Annotated in this window: 19 protein-coding genes and 1 riboswitch; of the genes, 9 read left to right on the top strand and 10 right to left on the bottom strand. The window is 55.6% G+C overall.

From position 1 onward, the window contains the following. Nucleotides 1-181: 181 nt before the first annotated feature. The 6 genes from BLU05_RS03895 to BLU05_RS03870 all read right to left on the bottom strand — a co-directional run bounded on the left by BLU05_RS03895 (nt 182) and on the right by BLU05_RS03870 (nt 6,809). Nucleotides 182-1,867, bottom strand: a complete 1,686-nt coding sequence (locus BLU05_RS03895) for an ArnT family glycosyltransferase (RefSeq protein ID WP_091877877.1) — start codon at nt 1,865-1,867, stop codon at nt 182-184. 25 nt (nt 1,868-1,892) lie between these two features. Further along, nucleotides 1,893-2,213, bottom strand: coding sequence for a lipid-A-disaccharide synthase N-terminal domain-containing protein (locus tag BLU05_RS03890; RefSeq protein ID WP_091877876.1), 321 nt, complete (start codon nt 2,211-2,213; stop codon nt 1,893-1,895). Further along, a complete protein-coding gene (locus BLU05_RS03885; RefSeq protein WP_091877875.1) occupies nt 2,206-2,937 on the bottom strand; it encodes a glycosyltransferase family 2 protein in 732 nt (243 codons plus the stop codon). Before BLU05_RS03885 ends, BLU05_RS03890 begins: the two co-directional genes overlap by 8 nt. An 89-nt stretch (nt 2,938-3,026) precedes the next feature. Next, nucleotides 3,027-4,676 (bottom strand): thiamine pyrophosphate-binding protein, encoded by a 1,650-nt coding sequence (locus BLU05_RS03880; protein WP_091877874.1) that lies wholly within the window; start codon nt 4,674-4,676, stop codon nt 3,027-3,029. Beyond that, nucleotides 4,660-5,847, bottom strand: a complete 1,188-nt coding sequence (locus tag BLU05_RS03875) for a CaiB/BaiF CoA transferase family protein (RefSeq protein WP_091877873.1) — start codon at nt 5,845-5,847, stop codon at nt 4,660-4,662. The genes BLU05_RS03880 and BLU05_RS03875 overlap by 17 nt, the downstream gene beginning before the upstream one ends. 5 nt (nt 5,848-5,852) lie before the next feature. After that, nucleotides 5,853-6,809, bottom strand: a complete 957-nt coding sequence (locus tag BLU05_RS03870; protein ID WP_091877872.1) for an alpha/beta hydrolase — start codon at nt 6,807-6,809, stop codon at nt 5,853-5,855. 690 nt (nt 6,810-7,499) lie between these two features. Between BLU05_RS03870 and ettA the strand changes: the two genes are divergently transcribed. The 3 genes from ettA (at nt 7,500) to bluB (ending at nt 10,919) form a co-directional block, all read left to right on the top strand. Then, the gene (gene ettA / locus BLU05_RS03865; RefSeq protein WP_091877871.1) at nt 7,500-9,149 is read left to right on the top strand and encodes an energy-dependent translational throttle protein EttA; all 1,650 of its coding nucleotides are present in this window, start codon (nt 7,500-7,502) and stop codon (nt 9,147-9,149) included. 157 nt (nt 9,150-9,306) lie between these two features. Next, nucleotides 9,307-9,915: an MOSC domain-containing protein gene (locus BLU05_RS03860; RefSeq protein ID WP_091878486.1), complete on the top strand. Its 609-nt coding sequence runs from the start codon at nt 9,307-9,309 to the stop codon at nt 9,913-9,915. A gap of 25 nt (nt 9,916-9,940) precedes the next feature. Next, nucleotides 9,941-10,118, top strand: a riboswitch (cobalamin riboswitch). A 60-nt stretch (nt 10,119-10,178) separates the two neighbouring features. Further along, a complete protein-coding gene (bluB, locus tag BLU05_RS03855) occupies nt 10,179-10,919 on the top strand; it encodes a 5,6-dimethylbenzimidazole synthase (protein ID WP_091877870.1) in 741 nt (246 codons plus the stop codon). Here the strand turns inward: bluB and BLU05_RS03850 are convergent. Beyond that, on the bottom strand, nt 10,852-11,169 hold the full coding sequence (locus tag BLU05_RS03850) for a DUF2293 domain-containing protein (RefSeq protein ID WP_091877869.1): 318 nt from the start codon (nt 11,167-11,169) through the stop codon (nt 10,852-10,854). The genes bluB and BLU05_RS03850 overlap by 68 nt on opposite strands. A 138-nt stretch (nt 11,170-11,307) precedes the next feature. Here BLU05_RS03850 and BLU05_RS03845 point away from each other — a divergent pair, with 138 nt between their 5' ends. Together BLU05_RS03845 and metF are read left to right on the top strand one after the other, a co-directional pair. Beyond that, nucleotides 11,308-12,315, top strand: coding sequence for an ArsR/SmtB family transcription factor (locus BLU05_RS03845; RefSeq protein WP_091877868.1), 1,008 nt, complete (start codon nt 11,308-11,310; stop codon nt 12,313-12,315). After that, the gene (gene metF, locus BLU05_RS03840; protein ID WP_091877867.1) at nt 12,315-13,238 is read left to right on the top strand and encodes a methylenetetrahydrofolate reductase [NAD(P)H]; all 924 of its coding nucleotides are present in this window, start codon (nt 12,315-12,317) and stop codon (nt 13,236-13,238) included. Before BLU05_RS03845 ends, metF begins: the two co-directional genes overlap by 1 nt. Before the next feature lie 488 nt (nt 13,239-13,726). On the opposite strand, the gene BLU05_RS03835 is transcribed toward metF, so the two are convergent. Continuing rightward, on the bottom strand, nt 13,727-14,677 hold the full coding sequence (locus BLU05_RS03835; RefSeq protein WP_244518142.1) for a DMT family transporter: 951 nt from the start codon (nt 14,675-14,677) through the stop codon (nt 13,727-13,729). Nucleotides 14,678-15,368: 691 nt separating this feature from the next. Here BLU05_RS03835 and BLU05_RS03830 point away from each other — a divergent pair. Beyond that, nucleotides 15,369-16,604 carry an alanine racemase gene (locus BLU05_RS03830; RefSeq protein WP_091877866.1) on the top strand — a complete coding sequence of 412 codons (1,236 nt, stop codon included), beginning with the start codon at nt 15,369-15,371 and terminating at the stop codon, nt 16,602-16,604. Between the two features lie 17 nt (nt 16,605-16,621). Here BLU05_RS03830 and BLU05_RS03825 read toward each other — a convergent pair whose 3' ends face one another. Next, nucleotides 16,622-17,836, bottom strand: coding sequence for a lytic murein transglycosylase (locus BLU05_RS03825; RefSeq protein ID WP_091877865.1), 1,215 nt, complete (start codon nt 17,834-17,836; stop codon nt 16,622-16,624). A 118-nt stretch (nt 17,837-17,954) separates the two neighbouring features. Beyond that, nucleotides 17,955-18,782, bottom strand: a complete 828-nt coding sequence (locus BLU05_RS03820) for a glycoside hydrolase family 25 protein (RefSeq protein WP_091877864.1) — start codon at nt 18,780-18,782, stop codon at nt 17,955-17,957. Between the two features lie 245 nt (nt 18,783-19,027). Between BLU05_RS03820 and BLU05_RS03815 the strand changes: the two genes are divergently transcribed. The 3 genes from BLU05_RS03815 to BLU05_RS03805 all read left to right on the top strand — a co-directional run bounded on the left by BLU05_RS03815 (nt 19,028) and on the right by BLU05_RS03805 (nt 20,851). Then, nucleotides 19,028-20,050: a Tle-like phospholipase domain-containing protein gene (locus tag BLU05_RS03815; protein ID WP_091877863.1), complete on the top strand. Its 1,023-nt coding sequence runs from the start codon at nt 19,028-19,030 to the stop codon at nt 20,048-20,050. A gap of 115 nt (nt 20,051-20,165) precedes the next feature. After that, on the top strand, nt 20,166-20,414 hold the full coding sequence (locus BLU05_RS03810) for a type II toxin-antitoxin system Phd/YefM family antitoxin (RefSeq protein WP_091877862.1): 249 nt from the start codon (nt 20,166-20,168) through the stop codon (nt 20,412-20,414). Further along, nucleotides 20,411-20,851: a type II toxin-antitoxin system VapC family toxin gene (locus BLU05_RS03805; protein WP_210184595.1), complete on the top strand. Its 441-nt coding sequence runs from the start codon at nt 20,411-20,413 to the stop codon at nt 20,849-20,851. Before BLU05_RS03810 ends, BLU05_RS03805 begins: the two co-directional genes overlap by 4 nt. The last annotated feature ends 32 nt before the right edge of the window (nt 20,852-20,883 follow it).

The following is a 20,883-nucleotide window of genomic DNA, read 5'->3' as shown; positions in this document are numbered from 1 at the left end:
GAACCGGATATTCACCGCTTTTAAATTATGGGTCCTCGGGTCAAGCCCGAGGATGACGGAGATGGGTGGTGAGGGGAGCTGAATTCTGCAACGTCGCGACTATCGTTGCATCCACACTCTCCCTCATGGTGAGCTTGTCGAACCACGCACTACGCATACCTGCTTTTGCAAACTTACCTCCTTACCGCACAGCCTTATAAAGCGTGATCGTTGTCTTGCGGCCCTTGCTGTAGTTGATCCCCGAAACGCTACCAACTGCCACAACGGATTTTTCCCCCTGAGGCAGGTTTTGCAAAAACTCTGCCTGATTGCGCTCATCAACAGCTGAAATTGCGCAGGCGGGATTATTGAGAAGATATTTTGCCGCTCCCGCGCCATCGGTCAGAACAGTTTTTGTGCCAGCCAGAAAAACAAGGCTGGGTTCGGCATAGCCAGCTGACGCCAGCACGCTGTCAGGGCATGGCTTTGCTGCATTGAAGGCATTGTTGATGGCAGGGCTCATCCAGATCGGCGTGATGGCGGGGACAACGCCCCATGTGAGCAGTGCCAGCGTCACGATGCCAAAGCCAGCCGCCGCCTGCACGGCGCGTTTCAGATCATCCTTCAGCACGAGCCCGCTGGCAAAGATGCCTGCAGCCGCCGCTGTGAAGAAGGCAATGATGCCCGGAATTGTCACCGTATGGGCCATCACCCATGGCAGAACCGTGGCTGCGCCCATCAGGCCAAGTGTTGCGATGGCCAGTCCGAGAAGCGTCAGGCGCTCCAGCCAGATTTGCCAGCGTCCGCGATAGGGCTTGCTTGCGATACCCGTATCCACGGCCCATGCCATCATCAGCAGAAGTGCGGGGTAGGCGGGCAGGATATAGTGCGGCAGCTTGGTCGGGATCATTTCCGTCACCAGCCAATAGGGAATGTACCATGCCGTCAGAAAGGCCAGACGCGGATCGGTGCGAAAGCGGCTCAGAGCCTGCAAGCCGCCGCGAATGGCCATGACGCCAAATGGCCAGATGAAGACCACGAAAATCAGTGCGAAATAGCCGGGTGGTGCGCCGTGGCTTTCCTGTCCGTCGCCCACTTTGGAAAGCAGATCATTACCAACGGATTCGTTGAAGAATGCGCCACCGCTTTTCAATGTGATCAGGATCAGCCATGGCAGGACAATGACCAGAAGAATGGCGATGCCGGTCAGGGGTTTCAGGCGTTTCAGCCATTGCCATTCACGATAGAAAAGGCAGAGCGTGGCTGCGGTGAGGACGCTGACAAAGGGCGTGATCGGCCCTTTGATCAAGACGCCCACGGCTGTTGCGACCCAGAAGATGAGGGCAGGTGCCCATTTGGCCGGAGCGTTGTTGCGGCTGGCCATCCACATGGAGGCGAGCGCACCTTGGGCAAATATCACGGTGGCGAGCAGGGTGGCATCGGTCTTTGCCACGCGCGCTTCAAATCCGAGCATGACAATGGCGGCCAGCGCCAAGCCCGCGAGAAGACCAGCACTCTGGCCGAACAGGAATGCGCCAAGTGCCGCCGTGGCCAGCACAGCAAGGGTAGCGCCGATCACCGACACAAGCCGGTAGGTCCAGACGGGTGCCGTATGGTCATAGCCTGTCACTTTCAGGACAGCGCTCTGGAGCCAGTAAATCCCGACGGGCTTTTTGTAACGCGAGGCATCCTGAAAGCGGATATCGACGTAATCGCCGGTTTCCGCCATCTGGTGCGTGGCCTGAATATAGCGCGATTCATCCCGGTCGAGCGGCGGGATCGAAGCTATTCCCGGCACGAATGACACGAGGCAGATGAAAATAAGCAGCAGATAGTGGCTGAAACGGAGTTTTGCAGTGCCCGCAGAGGCAGGGTCAGAATGGGTCATGATCGTGCCTTGCTGTGCCTTTGGCTTACGTATCCTGCGTCATTGCTTTCTTTTCATTGGCGATCAGCCAGAGATTGCGGATGTAGACGAAAAGGCCCAATCCCTGTCCGGCAATGAACACCGGGTCCTTGCGCACGATGGCATAGATGAACAGCAGGACGCCGCCGAACAGCGAGAAGAACCAGAAGGTAACAGGAACGACACTGCGCTTGGCCTTTTCCGAGGCGATCCATTGCACCACAAAGCGCATGGTAAAGCAGCCCTGTGCAAAGAAGCCGAGAAGTATCCAGGCGTCAAACTGGGCAACGAAGACCGAGTGAAGCCAATTGCTAATTGCGTCAGCCATGGCTGATCTCCGTAATTGTTGGAACGGTCTTGCGGCGCTTTCTCAGCCACCACACGCCATAGAGGTCTAAAATACCGCGCAGGCCGCGGTCAAGAATACCATAGTTGGATTTGCCGTGGCGGCGTTCGCGGTCCACCACATCCACATGGACGACGCCAAAACCTTCGCGGATCACGAGGGCTGGCAGATAGCGGTGCCAGCCGTCGAAGAATGGCAGTTCGCGGAAAAGCTGGGTGTGCAGTGCCTTCAAGCCGCAACCGGAATCGCGCGTATTGTCCTTGAGGATCGCGCCGCGCAGGTTGTTGGCAAGCTTGGAAGAGATTTGTTTCAGCTTGGTGTCAGTGCGCTTCAGGCGCTGACCGGCGGCAATGCCGACAGATGGGCCAGCTTCAATCAATGCATCGGCCAGTTTTGGCAGATAAGCGGGATCATTTTGACCGTCGCCATCCATGGTGACGACAATTGCGCCTTTGGCTGCAAAAACGCCTGATCGTACAGCGGCACTCTGGCCCGCTGATTTGTCATGCCTGACGTGGCGCAGCGGCTTGCCCGCGCGTATGCGTTCGCCCAAGGCATCGCCGGTTCCATCAGTCGAGCCATCATCCACGACCACTACCTCGTAGCTGCGGCCTTCCATGGCTGCATCCACTTCGTCGAGAAGAAAGGCCAGATTGGCGGCCTCGTTTCGGCATGGAATTACAATTGTGATTGCCGGATTGCTCAAGTTGCAGACTTTCGTATTATCTGGTCAGGCGCGCTCCTTAACATTGAAAGAGCCGCCTTTCCATCCTCAAATCATTCAACAGGGAATGATCAACGCTTATTGCGAATATCCGTCAAGGTCTTGGCAGGCGTGATCGCCTCCGGATCAAGCCGGATTTCGATGATGGACGGTTTGCCGCTTTGAACCGACCTTTGCCATGCGCCTTCGAAATCTGCGGTGGCTTCAACCGTCTCGCCATGGCCGCCATAGGCACGCGCCAGCATGGCAAAATCCGGGTTGGTCAGGTCGGTTGCCGAGACGCGTCCGGGATATTCCCGCTCCTGATGCATGCGGATGGTGCCATATATATTGTTGTTGATGACAAGCACGATGATTGGCAGGTTATATTTGACCGCTGTCGCAAAATCCTGACCATTCATCAGAAAGCAGCCATCTCCGGCAAAACAGACGACTGTTCGTTCAGGATAAAGTCGCTTTGCTGCGACGGCTGCCGGTAGACCATAACCCATCGAACCGGAGGTCGGCGCCGCCTGTGTGCCGAAACGGCGGAAGCGGTGGAAACGATGCAGCCAAGTGGCGTAGTTGCCAGCACCATTGGTCATGATCGCATCTTCAGGCAGAACGCTTTCAAGATAAGTCATGATCGGGCCCATGGCGACATTGCCGGGACCGGTTTGCGGCGGCGTCGACCATTTGAGATAGGCAGCGTGCGCAATCTCAGCTTCATCAGGCCAGTTGATGTGCGATGGCGGCGCTAAATGCTCGACCGCTTCGGCGAAGGCATCCGGCGCGGCGTTGATGGCGAGTGCGGGGCGATAGACACGGCCAAGTTCATTGGCATCAGGGTGCACATGGATCAGTGTCTGCTTGGGGTAGGGACTGTCCATCAGCGTATAGCCTGATGATGGCATTTCGCCGAACCGTCCACCAACAAGCAGAAGCACATCGGCTTCCTTCACCCGCGTACCAAGCGCCGGATTGATACCAATACCAACATCGCCAGCGTAATTTGGATGAAGATGATCGAACAGCATCTGGCGGCGGAAGGAACAACCAACCGGCAAGTGCCATTTTTCGGCAAAACGGGTGATGGAGCGAACCGCCGCTTCATCCCAGCGCGAGCCACCCAGAATCATGAATGGCTTTTTGGCGCCCTGCAAAAGGTCGGCGAGTTTCTCGATACTGGCGGATGAGGGGCCCGTTGCAACAGGCTGCCAACCCTGCGCGGCGACAGCTTCAACCTTGTCGGTCAGCATATCTTCCGGCAGGGCAAGCACGACAGGGCCGGGACGCCCTGACGTGGCCACGGAGAATGCGCGGGTGACGAATTCCGGGATGCGGCGGGCATCGTCGATCTCGGCCACCCATTTGGCGGTGTCAGCAAAGAAGCGGCGATACTCCACTTCCTGAAAGGCTTCACGTTCACGCGCCTCGCGCTGCACCTGCCCGATGAACAGAATCAGCGGCGTTGAATCCTGCATGGCGATGTGAATGCCCGGCGAGGCATTGGTGGCTCCCGGACCACGGGTGACAAAGCAGATGCCGGGCTTGCCGGTGAGTTTGCCCCAAGCCTCGGCCATCATCGCCGCGCCGCCTTCGGCCCGGCAGACTGTTACACCCACATCGGCATCCACAAGCGCATCGAGCACCGCGAGGTAGCTTTCGCCGGGAACGCAAAACAGCTGTTCCGCGCCATTGGCCCTGAGTGCTTCTACGATCAATTCACCGCCGGTTTTCATCGGATGCGTCCTTTAATTCCTGAAGAATGTCTGCGCTGTGTTCGCCAAGGCGTGGCGAGGGTCGGTTATAGGTAAGGGGTGTTTTTGACATGACGATCGGCGTGCGCACCGAGGGAATGCTGCTGCCATGGGCATCATCAAGATCGAGGCGGAGTTGCCGCGAGACGATCTGCGGGTCATCGAACATTTCGCCGATACGATTGATTGGCCCGGCGGGAACCGCATTTTGCGCGCAGGCTTCAAGCAGATCGGCCTTCGTGCGCTTTTGGGTTTCGGTCCGGAGCAGGGCGGTCAGTTCGGTGCGATTTTCCAGCCGGGAGCGATTGGTCAGAAAGCGCGGATCGGCGCTGAGACCGTCCAACCCCATGATTGCACAGAAGCGGGCGAATTGTCCGTCATTGCCAACAGCAAGGATCATATGGCCGTCGGAGGTTGGAACCACCTCATAGGGTGAAATATTCGGATGCGCATTGCCCATGCGGTTGGGGCTGTTGCCTGTGGCGAGATAGTTCATCGCCTGATTGGCCATAACAGCAGATTGCACGTCGAACAGCGCCATATCGACCTGCTGGCCTTCACCGGTTTTTTGCGCATGGGCGAGCGCCGCCTGAATGGCGATGACCGAGTAAAGCCCGGTAAAAACATCGGCGACGGCAAGGCCAACCTTCTGCGGTTCGCGCTCCGGCTCGCCAGTGACGGACATCAGGCCGGACATGCCCTGAATGATGAAGTCATAGCCCGCCTGACTGGCGTAAGGACCCGTCTGGCCGAAGCCGGTGATGGAGCAATAGACGAGGCGGGGATTGTCGGCGCTCAATGTTTCATAGTCGAGGCCGTATTTTTTCAGGCCGCCAACCTTGAAATTTTCCAGTACAATATCCGCTGTCCGGCACAGCGCCCGAACCGTTTCCTGACCTTCCGGCGAGGTGAAATCAACCGTAATGGAACGCTTGCCGCGATTGCAGGAATGGAAATAAGCGGCGGAGAGGTTCTCACCCTCTTTGCTCGTAATGAAGGGCGGGCCCCAGCCACGGGTTTCGTCGCCACCTGCAGGGTTTTCCACCTTGATCACATCGGCGCCGAGATCGGCGAGGATTTGTCCGGCCCATGGCCCGGCAAGGACGCGGGCGAGTTCGATGACGCGCACGCCTTTGAGGGGAGCTTCAGTCATGATTGTCAGGTGCGCTCCAAATTTACTGCTTGTTTCTGAACGACTCGAACCGCCCATTGGGTGAAGTCAGCCATAATCACGTCGCGGTTGATTTCATTCAACCCTTCATGGCGGGTGTCTTCATAAACTTTGCTGGTGACATCGGAGAAGCCGAGTTTTTGCATGCGGTTGGCGAGATCACGCACGGCACTGCCTTTTGCCGTCGCAGGGTCTTGCCCACCGCCAGCAAGATTGAACGGCAGGTCACGCCTGACCTTAGCAAGTGCGGTATTATCAGCGACTGCAAAGGTGAAGCCGAAAACATCGCGCCACATGCTGACCGAGGCGTCCCAGCCGCATAGAGGGTCATTGACATAGGCGTCGACTTCCTTGGGGTCGCGGGACAGCCAGTCGAATGGCGTGCGGGCATCCTTGATGCCACGCGCCCATGTCTGAAAGGTCAGTTTGGGCAAAAGCATGCTCGGCACATCGGAGCCGAGAAACATCCGTTCGGCCCGCAAAATGCCCTGTGCCAGTCGTCCCGATAGTCCGACGGAAAAATTGGCATTCCAGATCGCCGCCGCCTGAACCTTCTCCTGATACTCAAGCACATAATTGAGGCCGATCAGCCCGCCCATGGAATGTCCAAACAGAATGAGCGGTAATCCCGGATGGCGAACGCGGGCGATGGCATTGATCACGTCCATATCCTTCAGCACCAGCCGCATGCCATCCTTCTGGGCAAAGCGGCCAAGCGGCGCGCCCTCGGCTTTGGTGTATCCATGGCCGCGATGATCATGGGCATAAACATGAAAGCCTTGGGCATTCAGGTGTTCTGCAAAGCGCTGGTAGCGCAGGCAATGTTCGGCAAGTCCGTGGCTGATCTGGATAATGGCTTTGCCGGAACCGTCAGCGGGTGAAAAACGCATGGCAATCGCCGCGCCCGTCGATGACCGGATCGTTTCAATGTCTGCAAAACTCATTCATGCCTCCCACGGGCCTCCCTTACCCAAATAGAAGTGGTTCTGTTTGGGTAAGGGAGGCTCCGGAACACTTGAAAGGGTGGCGCGTGATTAGTCAATCCACAATAAATTCTGCGTAAATTTGGCTATGTTGGCGTATTTATGCACAATAAATAATCATCGATTGGGTGATGCAATTTTATTTTGCAAAACCTCTTGCAAACGATAAAAACTTGCCGCAAAACTTCATTCAGAAAGAGATTGAACCTCGTGTCTTCTCTCAATTGTCTCCCGGCTTTGATGCTGACAGAACGCTGAATTGCTGCGTTGAGGGATAATTGTTTGAGCCAGAGTATTCAGGTCTTTGCCAGTTACATGGCCGTTCAGGGGAGAAGAGGACGCTCCCCAAATACGGCGCCAGAGGGGAAACCGGGTGACGGAAATATCCGCGCCCGGTTTCGCTCGTTTTGGGGGTGGTGTATTCACCCCCTCTGTCCTGTCGGACTACCGGGGCGAGACCCGTGGCTCGCCCCGGTAGTCCGACAGGACAGAGGGGGGTGGTGTTTGAGCACAATAGATGCCGTAAAACGATCAAACAAATCAGCCATATCCCGAAATAAACGCCGCGCGCATTGCCACCCGCGCACCTTTCGCCTACATACGGCGCAAATTCATGTCCCAAAAATCCCGAACATCGGAGTGACGCGCGTTATGGCACGCCAATTCATTTATCATATGGCCGGCCTGAACAAGGCATATGGAACCAAGAAGGTTCTCGAAAACATTCACCTTTCCTTTTACCCCGATGCCAAGATCGGTATTCTCGGACCGAACGGTGCGGGTAAGTCGACGATCCTCAAGATCATGGCCGGCATGGATAAGGAATATACGGGCGAAGCCTGGTTGGCCGATGGTGCCACCGTTGGCTATCTCGCTCAGGAACCGGTGCTTGATCCCAACAAGGACGTGATGGGCAACGTCATGGACGGTGTTGCGGACAAGAAAGCTATCCTTGATCGCTACAACGAATTGATGATGAACTATTCCGACGAGACCGCCGATGAAGGCGCGAAGTTGCAGGACATCATCGACGCCAAGAACCTCTGGGATCTGGAATCACAGGTCGAGATGGCCATGGAAGCGTTGCGCTGCCCGCCCGGTGATTCCGGTGTGGAAAAGCTGTCGGGTGGTGAGCGCCGCCGTGTCGCACTGTGCCGTCTGCTGTTGTCGCAGCCCGATCTTCTGCTGCTTGACGAACCGACCAACCACCTTGACGCCGAAACCACCGCATGGCTGGAAAAGCATCTGCGTGAATATGCCGGCTCCGTCCTGCTCATCACCCACGATCGCTACTTCCTTGACAATGTAACGGGCTGGATTCTCGAACTCGACCGTGGTCGTGGCATTCCTTACGAAGGCAACTATTCCGCTTATCTGGGTGCCAAGTCCAAGCGCATGCTGCAGGAAGGCCGCGAGGACGACTCACGCCAGAAGGCTCTGGAGCGCGAGCGCGAATGGATTTCCGCCAGCCCGAAGGCCCGTCAAGCCAAGTCGAAGGCGCGTATCAAGGCCTATGATGCGCTGGTCGATGCTGCCAATGATCAGCGTCCGGGCGATGCACAGATTATCATCCCCGCAGGCGAGCGCTTGGGACAGGTGGTTATCGAAGCCGAAAACCTCACCAAGTCTTTCGGTGATCGCGTTCTCATTGAAAACCTGACTTTCAAACTGCCTCCGGGCGGCATTGTTGGCATCATCGGGCCAAACGGTGCGGGTAAGACCACGCTGTTCAAGATGATCACCGGACAGGAAAAGCCGGATTCCGGTTCGATCCGCGTCGGTGAAACGGTTCATCTTGGTTATGTCGATCAGAGCCGCGATCATCTTGTCGCCGAGAAGAACGTCTGGGAAGAAATTTCCGGCGGCAATGAAATCATCAAGATCGGCAAGAACGAGATGAATTCGCGCGCCTATGTTTCGGCGTTCAACTTCAAGGGCGGCGATCAGCAGCAGAAGGTTGGCAATCTCTCCGGTGGTCAGCGCAACCGCGTTCACCTTGCCAAGATGCTGCAATCGGGCGGCAATGTGCTGCTCCTCGACGAACCGACCAATGATCTGGACACGGAAACGCTGGCGGCTCTTGAGGATGCGCTGGAAAAATATGCTGGCTGCGCCGTTATCATCAGCCACGATCGTATGTTCCTCGACCGGCTGGCAACGCATATTCTGGCATTCGAAGGTGACAGCCACGTCGAATGGTTCGAAGGCAACTTCGAAGATTATGAGAACGATAAGATTCGCCGTCTGGGACCAGACAGCGTTAATCCAAAGCGTCCGAGCTATAAGCCGCTGACACGCTAATAAGATCGGGCACGCTAATAAGAGCGGGCGCGCTAAGAAGATCTGGAGGGTGGCAACACCCTCCCATCACCAATTTTGACTGATCCATCATTGATATTGGCTGGTTTTAATATTCAATTTTCCTAAGATGCGGCAGATTGCATGGAGCGCCGTTGTCATGACTGATCTTTTCGCAACCACAACTCACATTATTCCTGCCCGCAAGATTGCCGGCCGGGTCAGCGGTGTATTTCAGGCGCCCAAGGACAGTTTTGTCACTGCCGCGGCCGAAATGCTTGATCTTACCTTTGAGGGCATACGCGGGGATTATCATGCTGGCCTTACCCGCCGCTCAGGTGGACGCGAGCCGTGGTATCCGCGTGGCACTGAAATGCGCAATGAGCGGCATATTTCCATTCTGGCAGCTGATGAGCTTGAAACGATTGCCAAGACCATGGGCCTTGCGGAAATCAAGCCGGAATGGATCGGCACCAATATGGTGGTCGATGGTATTGCCTCGCTTTCCATGCTGCCGCCGCGCACGCTGCTGTTCTTCGAAGGCGGGGTGACGCTGAAGGTGGATGGCCAGAACGCACCCTGCAAGGTTGCCGGGCGTTCCATCGCCGAAAGCGCGCAGACACGCGATCACACCGCCACAGCGCTTGATTTCGTCAAGGCATCAAGGCGTTTGCGTGGGGTTGTCGCCTGGGTTGAAGTGCCGGGAATTATCAATGCGGGTGAAAAAGTCGATGCGCGTCTGCCGGAGCAATGGATTTATCCCGGCTGATACTTGCGTCTTTTCAGAATTTATGGCGAATGAAAGCTGGTTCGGTGCCTGCTTGCAGGAGAATCGGGAAGCCGGTGAAAATCCGGCACGTGCCCAACGCTGTAAAAGGGGATGGGCCGCGCAGATTGCCACGGAGATATCCGGAAGGCGCGCGGTTCAGATGAACCTCAGTCAGAAGACCGGCCGGACCAGATAGCCAAAACCGCATGGACAGCGGGGGAGGTGTCCGGGGCTTTGGCCCCTCGCGTTGTTGGGAGCAAACAATGCATGATTCTGTCCATGGTCCTGTGACCGCCGCTGATTTTTCCCGTGATGAGCGCGATGCCGTCTACAAAGCCATCTATACCCGCCGCGATGTGCGCGATCAGTTTTTGCCACGACCTATAGAAGATGACGTTCTGATGCGGCTCCTCGATGCTGCCCATCATGCGCCGTCAGTGGGTTTCATGCAGCCGTGGAACTTCATTCTCATCCGCGATGAAGCGCGCAAGGCCGAGGTACACAAAGCATTTACCCGTGCCAATGCGGAAGCGGCTGGGATGTTTGCCGATGAGCGTCAGGCTCTCTATGCGTCGTTGAAGCTGGAAGGCATCGTGAAGGCGCCGGTTAATCTTTGCATTACCTGCGATAGGACGCGGGGAGGCGATGTGGTGCTGGGGCGGACGCACAATCCGCAGATGGATATCTACAGCACCGTGTGCGCCGTGCAGAACCTGTGGCTGGCGGCACGGGCAGAAGGTATCGGCGTCGGCTGGGTCAGCATCTATCACGATCAGGATATGCGCCGCATTCTTGGTATCCCTGACCATATCGAGATTATCGCTTATCTGTGCATCGGCTATGTCGATCAGCTTTATGACAGCCCGGAACTGGAAAAACGCGGCTGGCGCAAACGCTTACCCTTAAGTGAACTCATTTTTGAAGATCAATGGCCAATCAGCTCGGATCTTCCTCATCAGGATCGAGAAGCCGGGTTGCGCGCCATTCCGTCAGTTTCCGGTTGATGGCTTCAAGCACAAAAAACCGTGCCGATTCCTTATCATAGCCATCGTCGCGCAGGGCATCGTAATCCGTGTGCTGGTGGCGGACATGGGCGACTGTCGCAAGCCAGACGGCGATGGGCGGCGGCAGGGTTTTCATATGCGGTGCGGTGGCGGCGGCGCGTATGGGTTCGGAATCCGAATAGGGCACAGCAGGCAGAAGCAATGTGAGCTGCTTGCCGATAGCCCGCTGACGGTTGGTTCCTGAACTCATAACATCACTCTCACAGATTCGCCTGTCGATTGGCTCGCCTATTTCAGACGCGACAAAATTTGCCGTCAACAAAAAACAAACTTGCCAAATCCGCATTTCTCACATAAACATATCTTTATATCTTTTGAGGAAAGCTCGATGGACAAACGTGATCTCAACCTTGACCTGATGGTCGATACGCTGAAAGCAGCGGCGGAGCCAAGCCGCCTGCGCATTCTGGCGCTGTTGTCCCGCGGTGATTTGACGGTTTCCGATCTGACTTCCATTCTCGGACAATCGCAGCCGCGTGTCTCCCGCCATCTCAAGCTGCTCTTCGAAGCCAATCTGATTAATCGTTATCAGGAAGGCTCCTGGGCCTATTTCCGCCTGGCAGAATCGCTGATCGTTGGCGACATTGCCCGCATATTGCTCGACCGCCTCGATATATCCGATCCGCTGCTGGAACGCGATATTGAGCGGCTTGGCTCGGTCAAGCTGCAGCGCCGCGAGCGGGCAGCAGCCTATTTCAGTGCCAATGCAACAAGCTGGGATGTTATCCGTTCGTTGCATGTGCCCGATGGTGCCGTGGAAGCCGCGCTGACCAAGATCGTCGGACGTACACCCTTTCAGGCCATGCTTGATGTTGGCACCGGTACTGGCAGACTGCTTGAGCTGTTTGCACCGCTTTACATTCGCGGTGTCGGCATCGATATCAATCGCGACATGCTGACCATCGCCCGGTCCAATCTCGACCGGTCGGGTATTGCCAATGCGCAGGTTCGTCAGGGCGATGTCTATTCGCTGCCTGTCGATCGGGAGTCCTTTGATCTGGTGACTATTCATCAGGTTCTGCACTTCCTTGATAATCCTGCCGAAGCAATTCGCGAGGCAGCACGGGCACTTCGGGCAGGTGGCCGGATGCTGATCGTCGATTTTGCCCCGCACGATCTTGAATTCCTGCGGGACAGCCATGCTCATTTGCGGCTTGGCTTTACCGATAACCAGATGCGTGACTGGCTGACTGAAGCCGGGCTTGCACTGGAAGACAGCATTGAACTTGAACCAAAAGACCAGGACAAACTGACCGTCAAACTGTGGCTGGCACGCGACCCACGCTTGCTGATCGCTGATCCCGCTTTAACCTCCCGCGTATCGGAGAGTGTCTGATGAGCTTTTTCCGCCAATCCCGCCGTGCAGACCTTGGCACCAATATCAAGGTTTCGTTCGAATTCTTTCCACCGAAGACCGAGGTGATGGAAGAGCGCCTTTGGGAGACTGTGACGCGACTTGCGCCGCTCAATCCTGAATTTGTCTCGGTGACTTACGGAGCCGGTGGTTCCACCCGCGAGCGCACGGCCCGTACGATCAAGCGTATTCTGACTGAAACCGACGTCAATGCGGCAGCGCATTTGACCTGCGTCGATGCGACGAAGGAAGAAGTCGACACCGTCGTGCGTGAATTCGCGGCCATGGGCGTGAAGCGCTTCGTTGCACTGCGCGGTGATCCGGCTGGTGGGGTTGGTGCCCATTATAAGCCGACACCGGGTGGCTATGAGAATGGTGCCGATCTGGTTGCAGGTCTGAAAGCCTTTGCCGATTTCGACATTTCCGTTTCCGCCTATCCGGAAAAGCATCCGGAAAGCCCGGACTTTGCCACTGATATCGATATGCTCAAGCGCAAGGTCGATAATGGTGCAACGCGTGCAATCACGCAGTTCTTCTTCGAAAACGATCTCTATGAGCGTTATGTGGAGAAGGTGCGCCGGGCAGGCATTTACATTCCCATCCTGCCGGGCATTCTGCCGATCCATAATTTCACGCAGGTGACAAATTTCTGCTCGAAGGCCGGAACGCATATTCCGGCATGGCTGGCTGAGCGGTTCGAGGGGCTCGACAATGATCCGCAGACCCATGCACTGGTCTCGTCAGCTGTTGCTGCGGAGCAGGTCCTCGATCTGGTCGAGCGCGGTGCGCAGGATTTTCATTTCTACACCATGAACCGTGCGGATCTTGCCTTTGCGATCTGCCACCTCATCGGTATTCGTCCAGCCAGCGGCACGCTGGAACCCGCATTAGCAGGCGCTGCCTGATCGCGGATAAGGTGCATTTGAAATGGAAATGGCCCGGTTGCTATAACCGGGCCATTCCAATTTGTATGTCACCTTCTTAACGGTCAGAGACCATCTCTACGGCGCTCTTCTTCTCAATCAGGGTATGAGTCCTACGACCATTGCACCGATAAATGCGAACGCTGCACAGATCATGAGGACGTTCATCGAACGAGTAAGTCCCATAGTTTGTCTCCTGCAGTTAACCGCCTTAGCATAACGGAAAATTGCCACAGAAAAAGCGGAAATATTACGGTCTGATGACATCATCTGTAGAAATTTTTTGCTCACCAATCGTAAGTTTATGAAATGAAACGCATTTAACGGAATAAAAAATCGTGTATTCACGATTAAATTACCGAAGATTTGGTTTATTTTTGCAACGCACCAAAACTCAAAATGCGCGGTTTCTCACGGATTTGTGACATAATTGCGCCGCAATTCCGCCACCGCGTTTCATGCGTAGTCCGCTAGGATTTGTTGAAAACTCTATCTTTTTTGCGGTTTTTAAGTGCGGCAAGCAGCCTGCCATCAATGGTCAGAAGGCCAAGGGCGATCAGCGCCATGCCGGCAAAATCCTTTAAGCCGAGCTGTTCGCCAAGAAAAATTGTTCCAAGCAGGATTGCACTCACGGGAACAACCAGTGTGACAAGCGAGGCATTGGTGGCGCCGCCAGCCCGGACAATCGAAAAGAACAGGATATAGGCAAAGGCGGTGGATAGAAGCGCAAGGCTGAAGACTGCGGCCCAGACGCCGCTATCAGGTGCAGCCAAATTTGGAATACCATCCGACAACAGCACCACGGGGATCATGATCAGGGTCGAGGCAGTCATCTGGCCGGTTGCAGTGACCGCAGGCGGAATGCCCTTGAACCGCTTGGCGAGAATACTGGCAAAGGCATAGGAGAGGGTGGCAGTCAGCACGGCGATTTCGGCCCAAAGCGGTCCGCCAAGGCCGGAGAGTAAGCCGGGCCCGACCATAACCACGGTGCCGAAGATGCCGAGCAGAATACCTGCGATCTTGTTGGTGGAGATTTTTTCATCAATGGTCAGGAAGCTGGCTATGATCACGGTCCAGATCGGTGTCGTCGCATTGAGGATCGACTCAATTCCCGCGCCAAGCGCCGTCTGGCCGATAAACAGCAGGGAGAAGGGGATGACATTGTTCAGAAGCCCCAGCCCGGCAAAACCCAGCGCGTGCTGACGGTAATCCCAGAACCTGATGCCACGGCCAAGCAGATAGATGTGCAGGGCGAGGGCAGCGATGACCACCCGAAAAAGCACGAGTGTCAGCGGCGGAATTACCGATACGGCGATTTTGGCAAAGAAGAACGAACCGCCCCATATGGCGCCAAGCAACAGCAATTGCAGCCAGACAATGCCGGTCATAGCAAGCGGATTGGGTGTCGTCGTCTGGTTCATTGTCACTGGAAGTCCCCCGGTTCCTGTCTGAGACGCCTATTCCTAAGCGCGCACCGGGAAATTGCCACCTGATTCGTGCGAGAAGATAGTTCGCGCGGAAAGATAGTCGTGTGAGAAGATAGCTTTCACGACAGCTCGCCAGAATGAATAACTGAAACAAACCCTCTGGACACCAAACACTGCGAGACTCTTGGCACTACACTTGTGCACACCTCCACGTTCTACCGTTTTTGCTGCTCTATCGTTACTGCTTTTGTTTTACGCGCTCTACCAAACAGGATCACCCGATTACCCACAAATTCGACCTATTGAACGCTATCATCAAGACCAAGGAATTTAAATTAGACCATAGTATAATTGATAATGATTTCAGAAGCTTATATAATTTTCGATAGGTTAAAGAGAGCGACGACATCTGTTCTCGACCGGTGCGAGGGTTTGATTTCCTGAGTGGTACGAAGACACAACGGAAATGCGAGGATACCAGTTGAATAACGACATTGTTGAATAACGACATTGGGGAGCATTGGGGAATAGGCGTGGTCGACATCAGATGGAAAGTCGACATCAGATGGAAAAGAGCGTGGAGGTGCTAGAGAACTGTGAAAACGGGACCAGGGGATCGCGACAGAACTGACTTTCGTCCGTCATCTGCTCTTGCTAAGACTTCTGCATGACGCAGAACATCACGATGCAACGATTCGCCTCGGCCCGCGATGCAGCCCTTACCCTGCGGCCCGATCAACCTGTCTATTGCTTTCGGCCAAATGTACTGGTCGAAGATGCGCACCAGTTCATGAAAATGTTTCCCGGCGAGACCGCCTATGCGGTCAAGACCAACGGTGAAAACCTTGTGCTGGAAACATTGGCGCGCAACGGCATCAACACATTCGATGTGGCCTCGCCGGGTGAATTTGAAGCGGTGCGCAAGGTCGCTCCCCATGCACACATGCTCTATATGCATCCGATCAAGGCGCAGTCGGACATTCGCCTTGCGCTTGAGACCTATGGCATTCGCATCCTTGCGGTGGATCATGAGGATGAGATTGCCAAGGTAACGCGTATTGTGCGGGCGCTTGATATTGATCCGGGCAGCGTCACGCTCTATGTGCGGCTGCAGACCAAGGGCCATGCGGCCTATGAGCTTTCCAAGAAATTCGGGGCAACGCCAGCCCATGCGGTCGAGCTTTTGCAGCGGCTGCACAAGATCGGCTACAAGGTCGGCATCTGTTTCCATGTGGGTAGCCAGATTGAAGATCCTGATACCTATGAGCGGGCGCTGCGGTCAGCTGACTGGGTGCGCAATCGTGCCGGTGTGCCGCTTGCGGGTCTTGATGTCGGTGGCGGCTTTCCGGCTGAATATGGCCATGATCCCAAGCGCAAGCATGTGGAAATGCCCTCGCTCGGGCAGTTGATGTCGCGTCTGCGCGGCGACATCAAGGAATGGGGCTTTGGCGATCTGCCTTTGGTGGCAGAACCCGGCCGCGTGATTGTGGCACGGGCTTTCTCGCTGATCGTGCGCGTGCTCCTGCGCAAGGGGCGGCGGCTTTATATCAATGATGGTATCTGGGCTTCGCTGTCGGATTCGTGGACCGGCAAGATCACACTTCCCGCGCGGTTCATACCGGACCCGGCAATCAAGCATCGCAATGGCAACGTCAAGGAAATCGTACCGTTCCGCGTCTGCGGTGCCACCTGCGATTCCGTCGATATCCTGTCACGGCCATTCTGGCTGCCGGAAACGGTGGCAACCGGTGACTGGATCGAAATCGGCAATATCGGCGCCTATTCCCTGTCGCTGCGCACCCGCTTCAACGGGTTTTACCCTGATACGTTTGTTGAGGTGGAAACAACGTTTGACGAGGGTGGCCAACCGGAAGGCTTTGCTTCACTGGAAACAATGGCCCCGGCCGAGCACAGAGAGTAAGCCTTACGATTGGCCCCTTAGAGCCTTCCGAGCAGTTCCGGTGTAGGCCAGGAATCGGCAGGCAGGCCAAGGCGCATCTGTTCTTCGCGAACCGCATCGCGGGTCAAGATGCCGAACACGCCGTCGATCTTCGGGCCCATATCATGGCCACGGGCGGCGAGTTTGGTCTGCAATTCCTTCATCTGATCCGGAGTAAGGCCAGTTTCAGGGGTTGTAGGCTCAAGCGGACCTGCACCGGCCAGACGCGTGGCGAAATAGGCGGCCGTTGTGGCGTAAATGATGGATTTGTTCCACTCGACGAAAATGTCGAAATTCGCATAGGACAGGAATGCCGGACCCTTGCGGCCCATCGGTAGCAGCAGCGAGGCATCGCCATCATCAGGGCCAAGCGGTCCCTTCATGCCCGTAACACCCCATTCAGACCATTTGGAATGCGGAAGACGGTTGGTGCGCAGGGCGTTTTCCCAAGGCAGTTCCTTGGTCAGCTTGACTTCCTCAAGCCAGGGCTCGCTCTTGCGCCAGCCCAGATCATGCAGGAAGCGTGCAGTTGTCATAATAACATCCGGCGCGCTGTTCTTCAGATCCACCTTGCCATCGCCGTCGCCATCGACACCGCGTTCAAGATAAACCGTCGGCAGCAATTGTGTCTGACCGATTTCACCCGCCCACGCGCCTGTTGTCTTTGAATCGACCACGCCCTTATCGAAGAGTTTGAGAAGAGCGATCAACTGAGGGCGGAACAGTTCCGGACGGCGGCAGTCAAACGACAGCGTGAGAAGGGAGTTCAGCGTATCGAAATCGCCTTGAACCGCGCCATAGTCTGTCTCCAGCCCCCAGAAGGCGGCAATAACGGGGCCCTGCACACCATATTCGGCTTCGGCCCTGGCAAAAGTATCGGCATATTTCTTGAGGTTGGCAGCGCCCTGTTTGAGACGATAATCAGATACCATGCGCGAGGAGAAGGTCAGGAACGTCTGGTTGAACACGCCCTGCGCGCGGTCGCGCTGCAGAACCTTGTCATCCATGGACGCCTTGAGAAGTTCGTTCAGGCCCTTTTCGCCCACGCCCGCTGCCTTTGCCTCGGCAATGAGGCCATTGAACCATGGCTCGAGTTCACCGCCGCAGGCAGGTTTTGCAGCCGCTGGTTGCAGGGGATCGACCTGATCCAGTGCATAGGCGGAACCTGTCGCAGAAAGAAGCGCGGCGGCAAGGGCTATCGATAGTTTGTTCATTCAGGAAATCTCGTCAGTAACTCGGGGCGCGCCCATCGGCGCGCGCGTTTCCCTGCTAATGCACGATTATGTCCGTGGCGTGAAGTCACAGAATTGCGAGAAAACCCGGAATGTGACTTTATCGCACCTTGTTGCGGGCCAGCCACTGTTTCCACGCCGCCTCATTGCCAGCAAAGACATTAATGTCCGCATCGCCGCGAATGCCGGGGATGGAGCCTGTTCCCGTGTACTGCCAGAATGTCCAGGGGTGGGTGCCGTATTTCTCGTCCGGGTGTCCGGCCACCGAGCGTAGCCAGAATGGATATCCGGCCAATTGTCTCAGATCATTGTCGTCGAAGAAGTCGACTGTGGTGTAAATGATTGGCCGCTTGCCATAGTGGCGCTCCAGCATATCGGCGAAGATGCGCATTTCGCTGCGCACCACGGCCGCATTGGGGCGCAGCTTGCAGGTTGGGGACGACGCATTCCATTCCATATCAAGCACGGGCGGCAGCGCGCCGGGATCATTCGGCACATTGCGAATGAACCACTGCGCCTGTTCCTTGGCGGTGCGGCAGAAATAATAGAAGTGATAGGCACCGCGCGGAATGCCCGCGGCCCGCGCCGCCTGCCAGTTTTCCGCCAGACGGTCATCGACCCGGTCTGCGCCTTCCGTGCCCTTGATAAAGACAAAGGAGATGCGGCTGGCACGAACTGTCGACCAGTCGATTGTCGACTGGTATTTTGAGACGTCAGTTCCGTGAACAGGATAATGCCATGGCGTCTTTCCCGTCCAGTCATGCGGGTCGCGATCATTGAAACGCGGCGCGTTGACAGGACCCGACGGCGCGGCGATCTGCTGCAACGGAGCGGATGCAGACCGCTTTTTCGCATCGGAAAAATCATAATCGACCGTCGTGCAGCCGGCGAGAAGAAGTATCAGTAAACCAGCGGCAAGTCGCTTCATGAAAGACGGTCCGTACTCGAATCGTGATTGGGCATTCTATTGGTTTTCAGTCATGCGATATTATGCTTAACAGATCATGACCGGCAGAGATGACTAGTGATAATCAGTGCCGCGACTTTGTCACTATTTTTCAATGTGATATCTGTAAGTGACTGTTGGGGCATGGTAGGTCACATCATTGTGTTTGACATGATAGACGGCAAAAATGTTGTCAGCACACAGATTTGACCCATCCGGGGAAGACGATGTTCAGGAAAATTGGCTGGGTTGTACTTGTTATCTGCGTCATTGGCCTTGCCAATGTGACGCTGGCCGCGTGGATTACCATCGACCGGCCGGAGCTTGGTATCGGCAATAGCCATACGGAAAATTGCGTGCGTCCGACGGTCCCGAGCTTCTGGAGAAATTATCGCGGCTTTCCCAGCTATAATAACGAGCTTATCGCCGACTATTTCGGCGTTTACGCTGCCTATGCGTCGAATATCTACAAGCCGATTGCCCGGCATCATTTTGATCTGAAGTCCGAATATTTCGGCTGGGAGCCTTTCGGCGAGCCTGTCGCCAAGGCAGGCGGATTTTATGCGGAAGTCTATCGCCGCCGCAGTTCAGACCGCATGTCCTATATGATCGTGTTTCGTGGCAGCGATGGTTTGGCCAGCATTTCGGGGTTGATCAGTGAACTCAGCTATTTCACCCAGATTATCAATCCATGGGATCAGTATCGCACGGCCCGCAAGGAATTCGCCAAGGTCAGAGCCGAAGCCCAGAAAAATTCGGATGGCTTACCTGTTGATTACATTGTCGTCGGTCATGAATTGGGTGGCGGACTTGCCCGCCACATGGCCGCAGCATTTCCATGCACGGCGGCTATCGCTTTCAATTCCACGTTCATTTCGAACAATTTCCGGCTGACGGAACCCTATGACGGACAGGTCGTCGATCTTTTCGCTGACAATGATCTCCTGTCGCGGATTGCTATTTTGCCCAATCCCCGCTCGTTCTTCCGCATCACCCGTGTGCACCAATGGTATCGTGTCCGCAATGCCGGGCCGATGGACGGCAAGCGCGGCATGTTCAAGACCGCAACGGCAATGGCCCGTATCCCGGTTATCTGCCTGCTGCGCAGTGATTGTGAACTCTTGCAAAGTGAGAGCGGCGACGAACTGGAATCCAATCCGCAGAGCGGACGCACGGCGGAAAATATTTCCAAACTTTATTGTCAGGCAGCCCCAAGCTCGGTCGTCGCCAAGGGCGATCTGTGTAAATAAGCGGTTAGTGCTCAATCTTTTGAGGCAACGACATATATAGGGTTTGCCGGGTTTTCCATTGCATTCAGCGAATAATGTAGTAACATATCTACATAATTTGAGCGTCGGAGGTATCATGACGATTACCACCCTATCGAGTCGCGAATTCAATCAGGACACCAGCCGCGCAAAGAAGGCGGCCAATGACGGCCCGGTGTTTATCACGGATCGGGGCAGGCCCGCGCACGTCCTTTTGACTATGAAAGAATATATGCAACTGAGTGGAGGGACGCAGAAAATTGTGGATGCTTTGGCTGGAGCCGAAGACATTGATTTTGAAGCCCCCGCAGCAGTCATCAACAGCCGCTCGACCGATCTCTCCTGATGTTTATCCTCGACACCAATGTTGTATCGGAATTGCGCAAGGTTCGCGCTGGAAAGGCAGACCCGCAATTCGCAAGATGGGCCAACGCTGCTGAATCCGGACAGCTTTACATCTCCGCAATTACTGTGCTCGAGCTTGAGACGGGCGTTTTGCAAATGGAGCGGAGAGATCCCGGACAAGGCGGTATCCTTCGCGCATGGCTTGATCAAAAGGTTCTTCCGGAGTTTGCTGGACGCACATTGTCCATAGACACTGCTGTTGCCCAAAGATGCGCCCGGCTTCATGTGCCGGATCGGCGCTCAGAGCGCGATGCTCTGATTGCGGCGACGGGCTTCGTTCATGGCATGACGATCGTCACGCGAAACACCATTGATTTCCTGCCTACCGGCGTCCCGCTGCTTGATCCATGGGAGATTCCCCGGCAAACCGAAAGGTAATCAAAGCGACCTTTCGTATATCATGCATACGA

This window comes from Phyllobacterium sp. OV277, assembly GCF_900104355.1.
Classification (GTDB): Bacteria; Pseudomonadota; Alphaproteobacteria; order Rhizobiales; family Rhizobiaceae; genus Phyllobacterium.
Note: the sequence above shows the minus strand (reverse complement) of the source record. Positions and strands in the feature narration are given on the sequence as shown.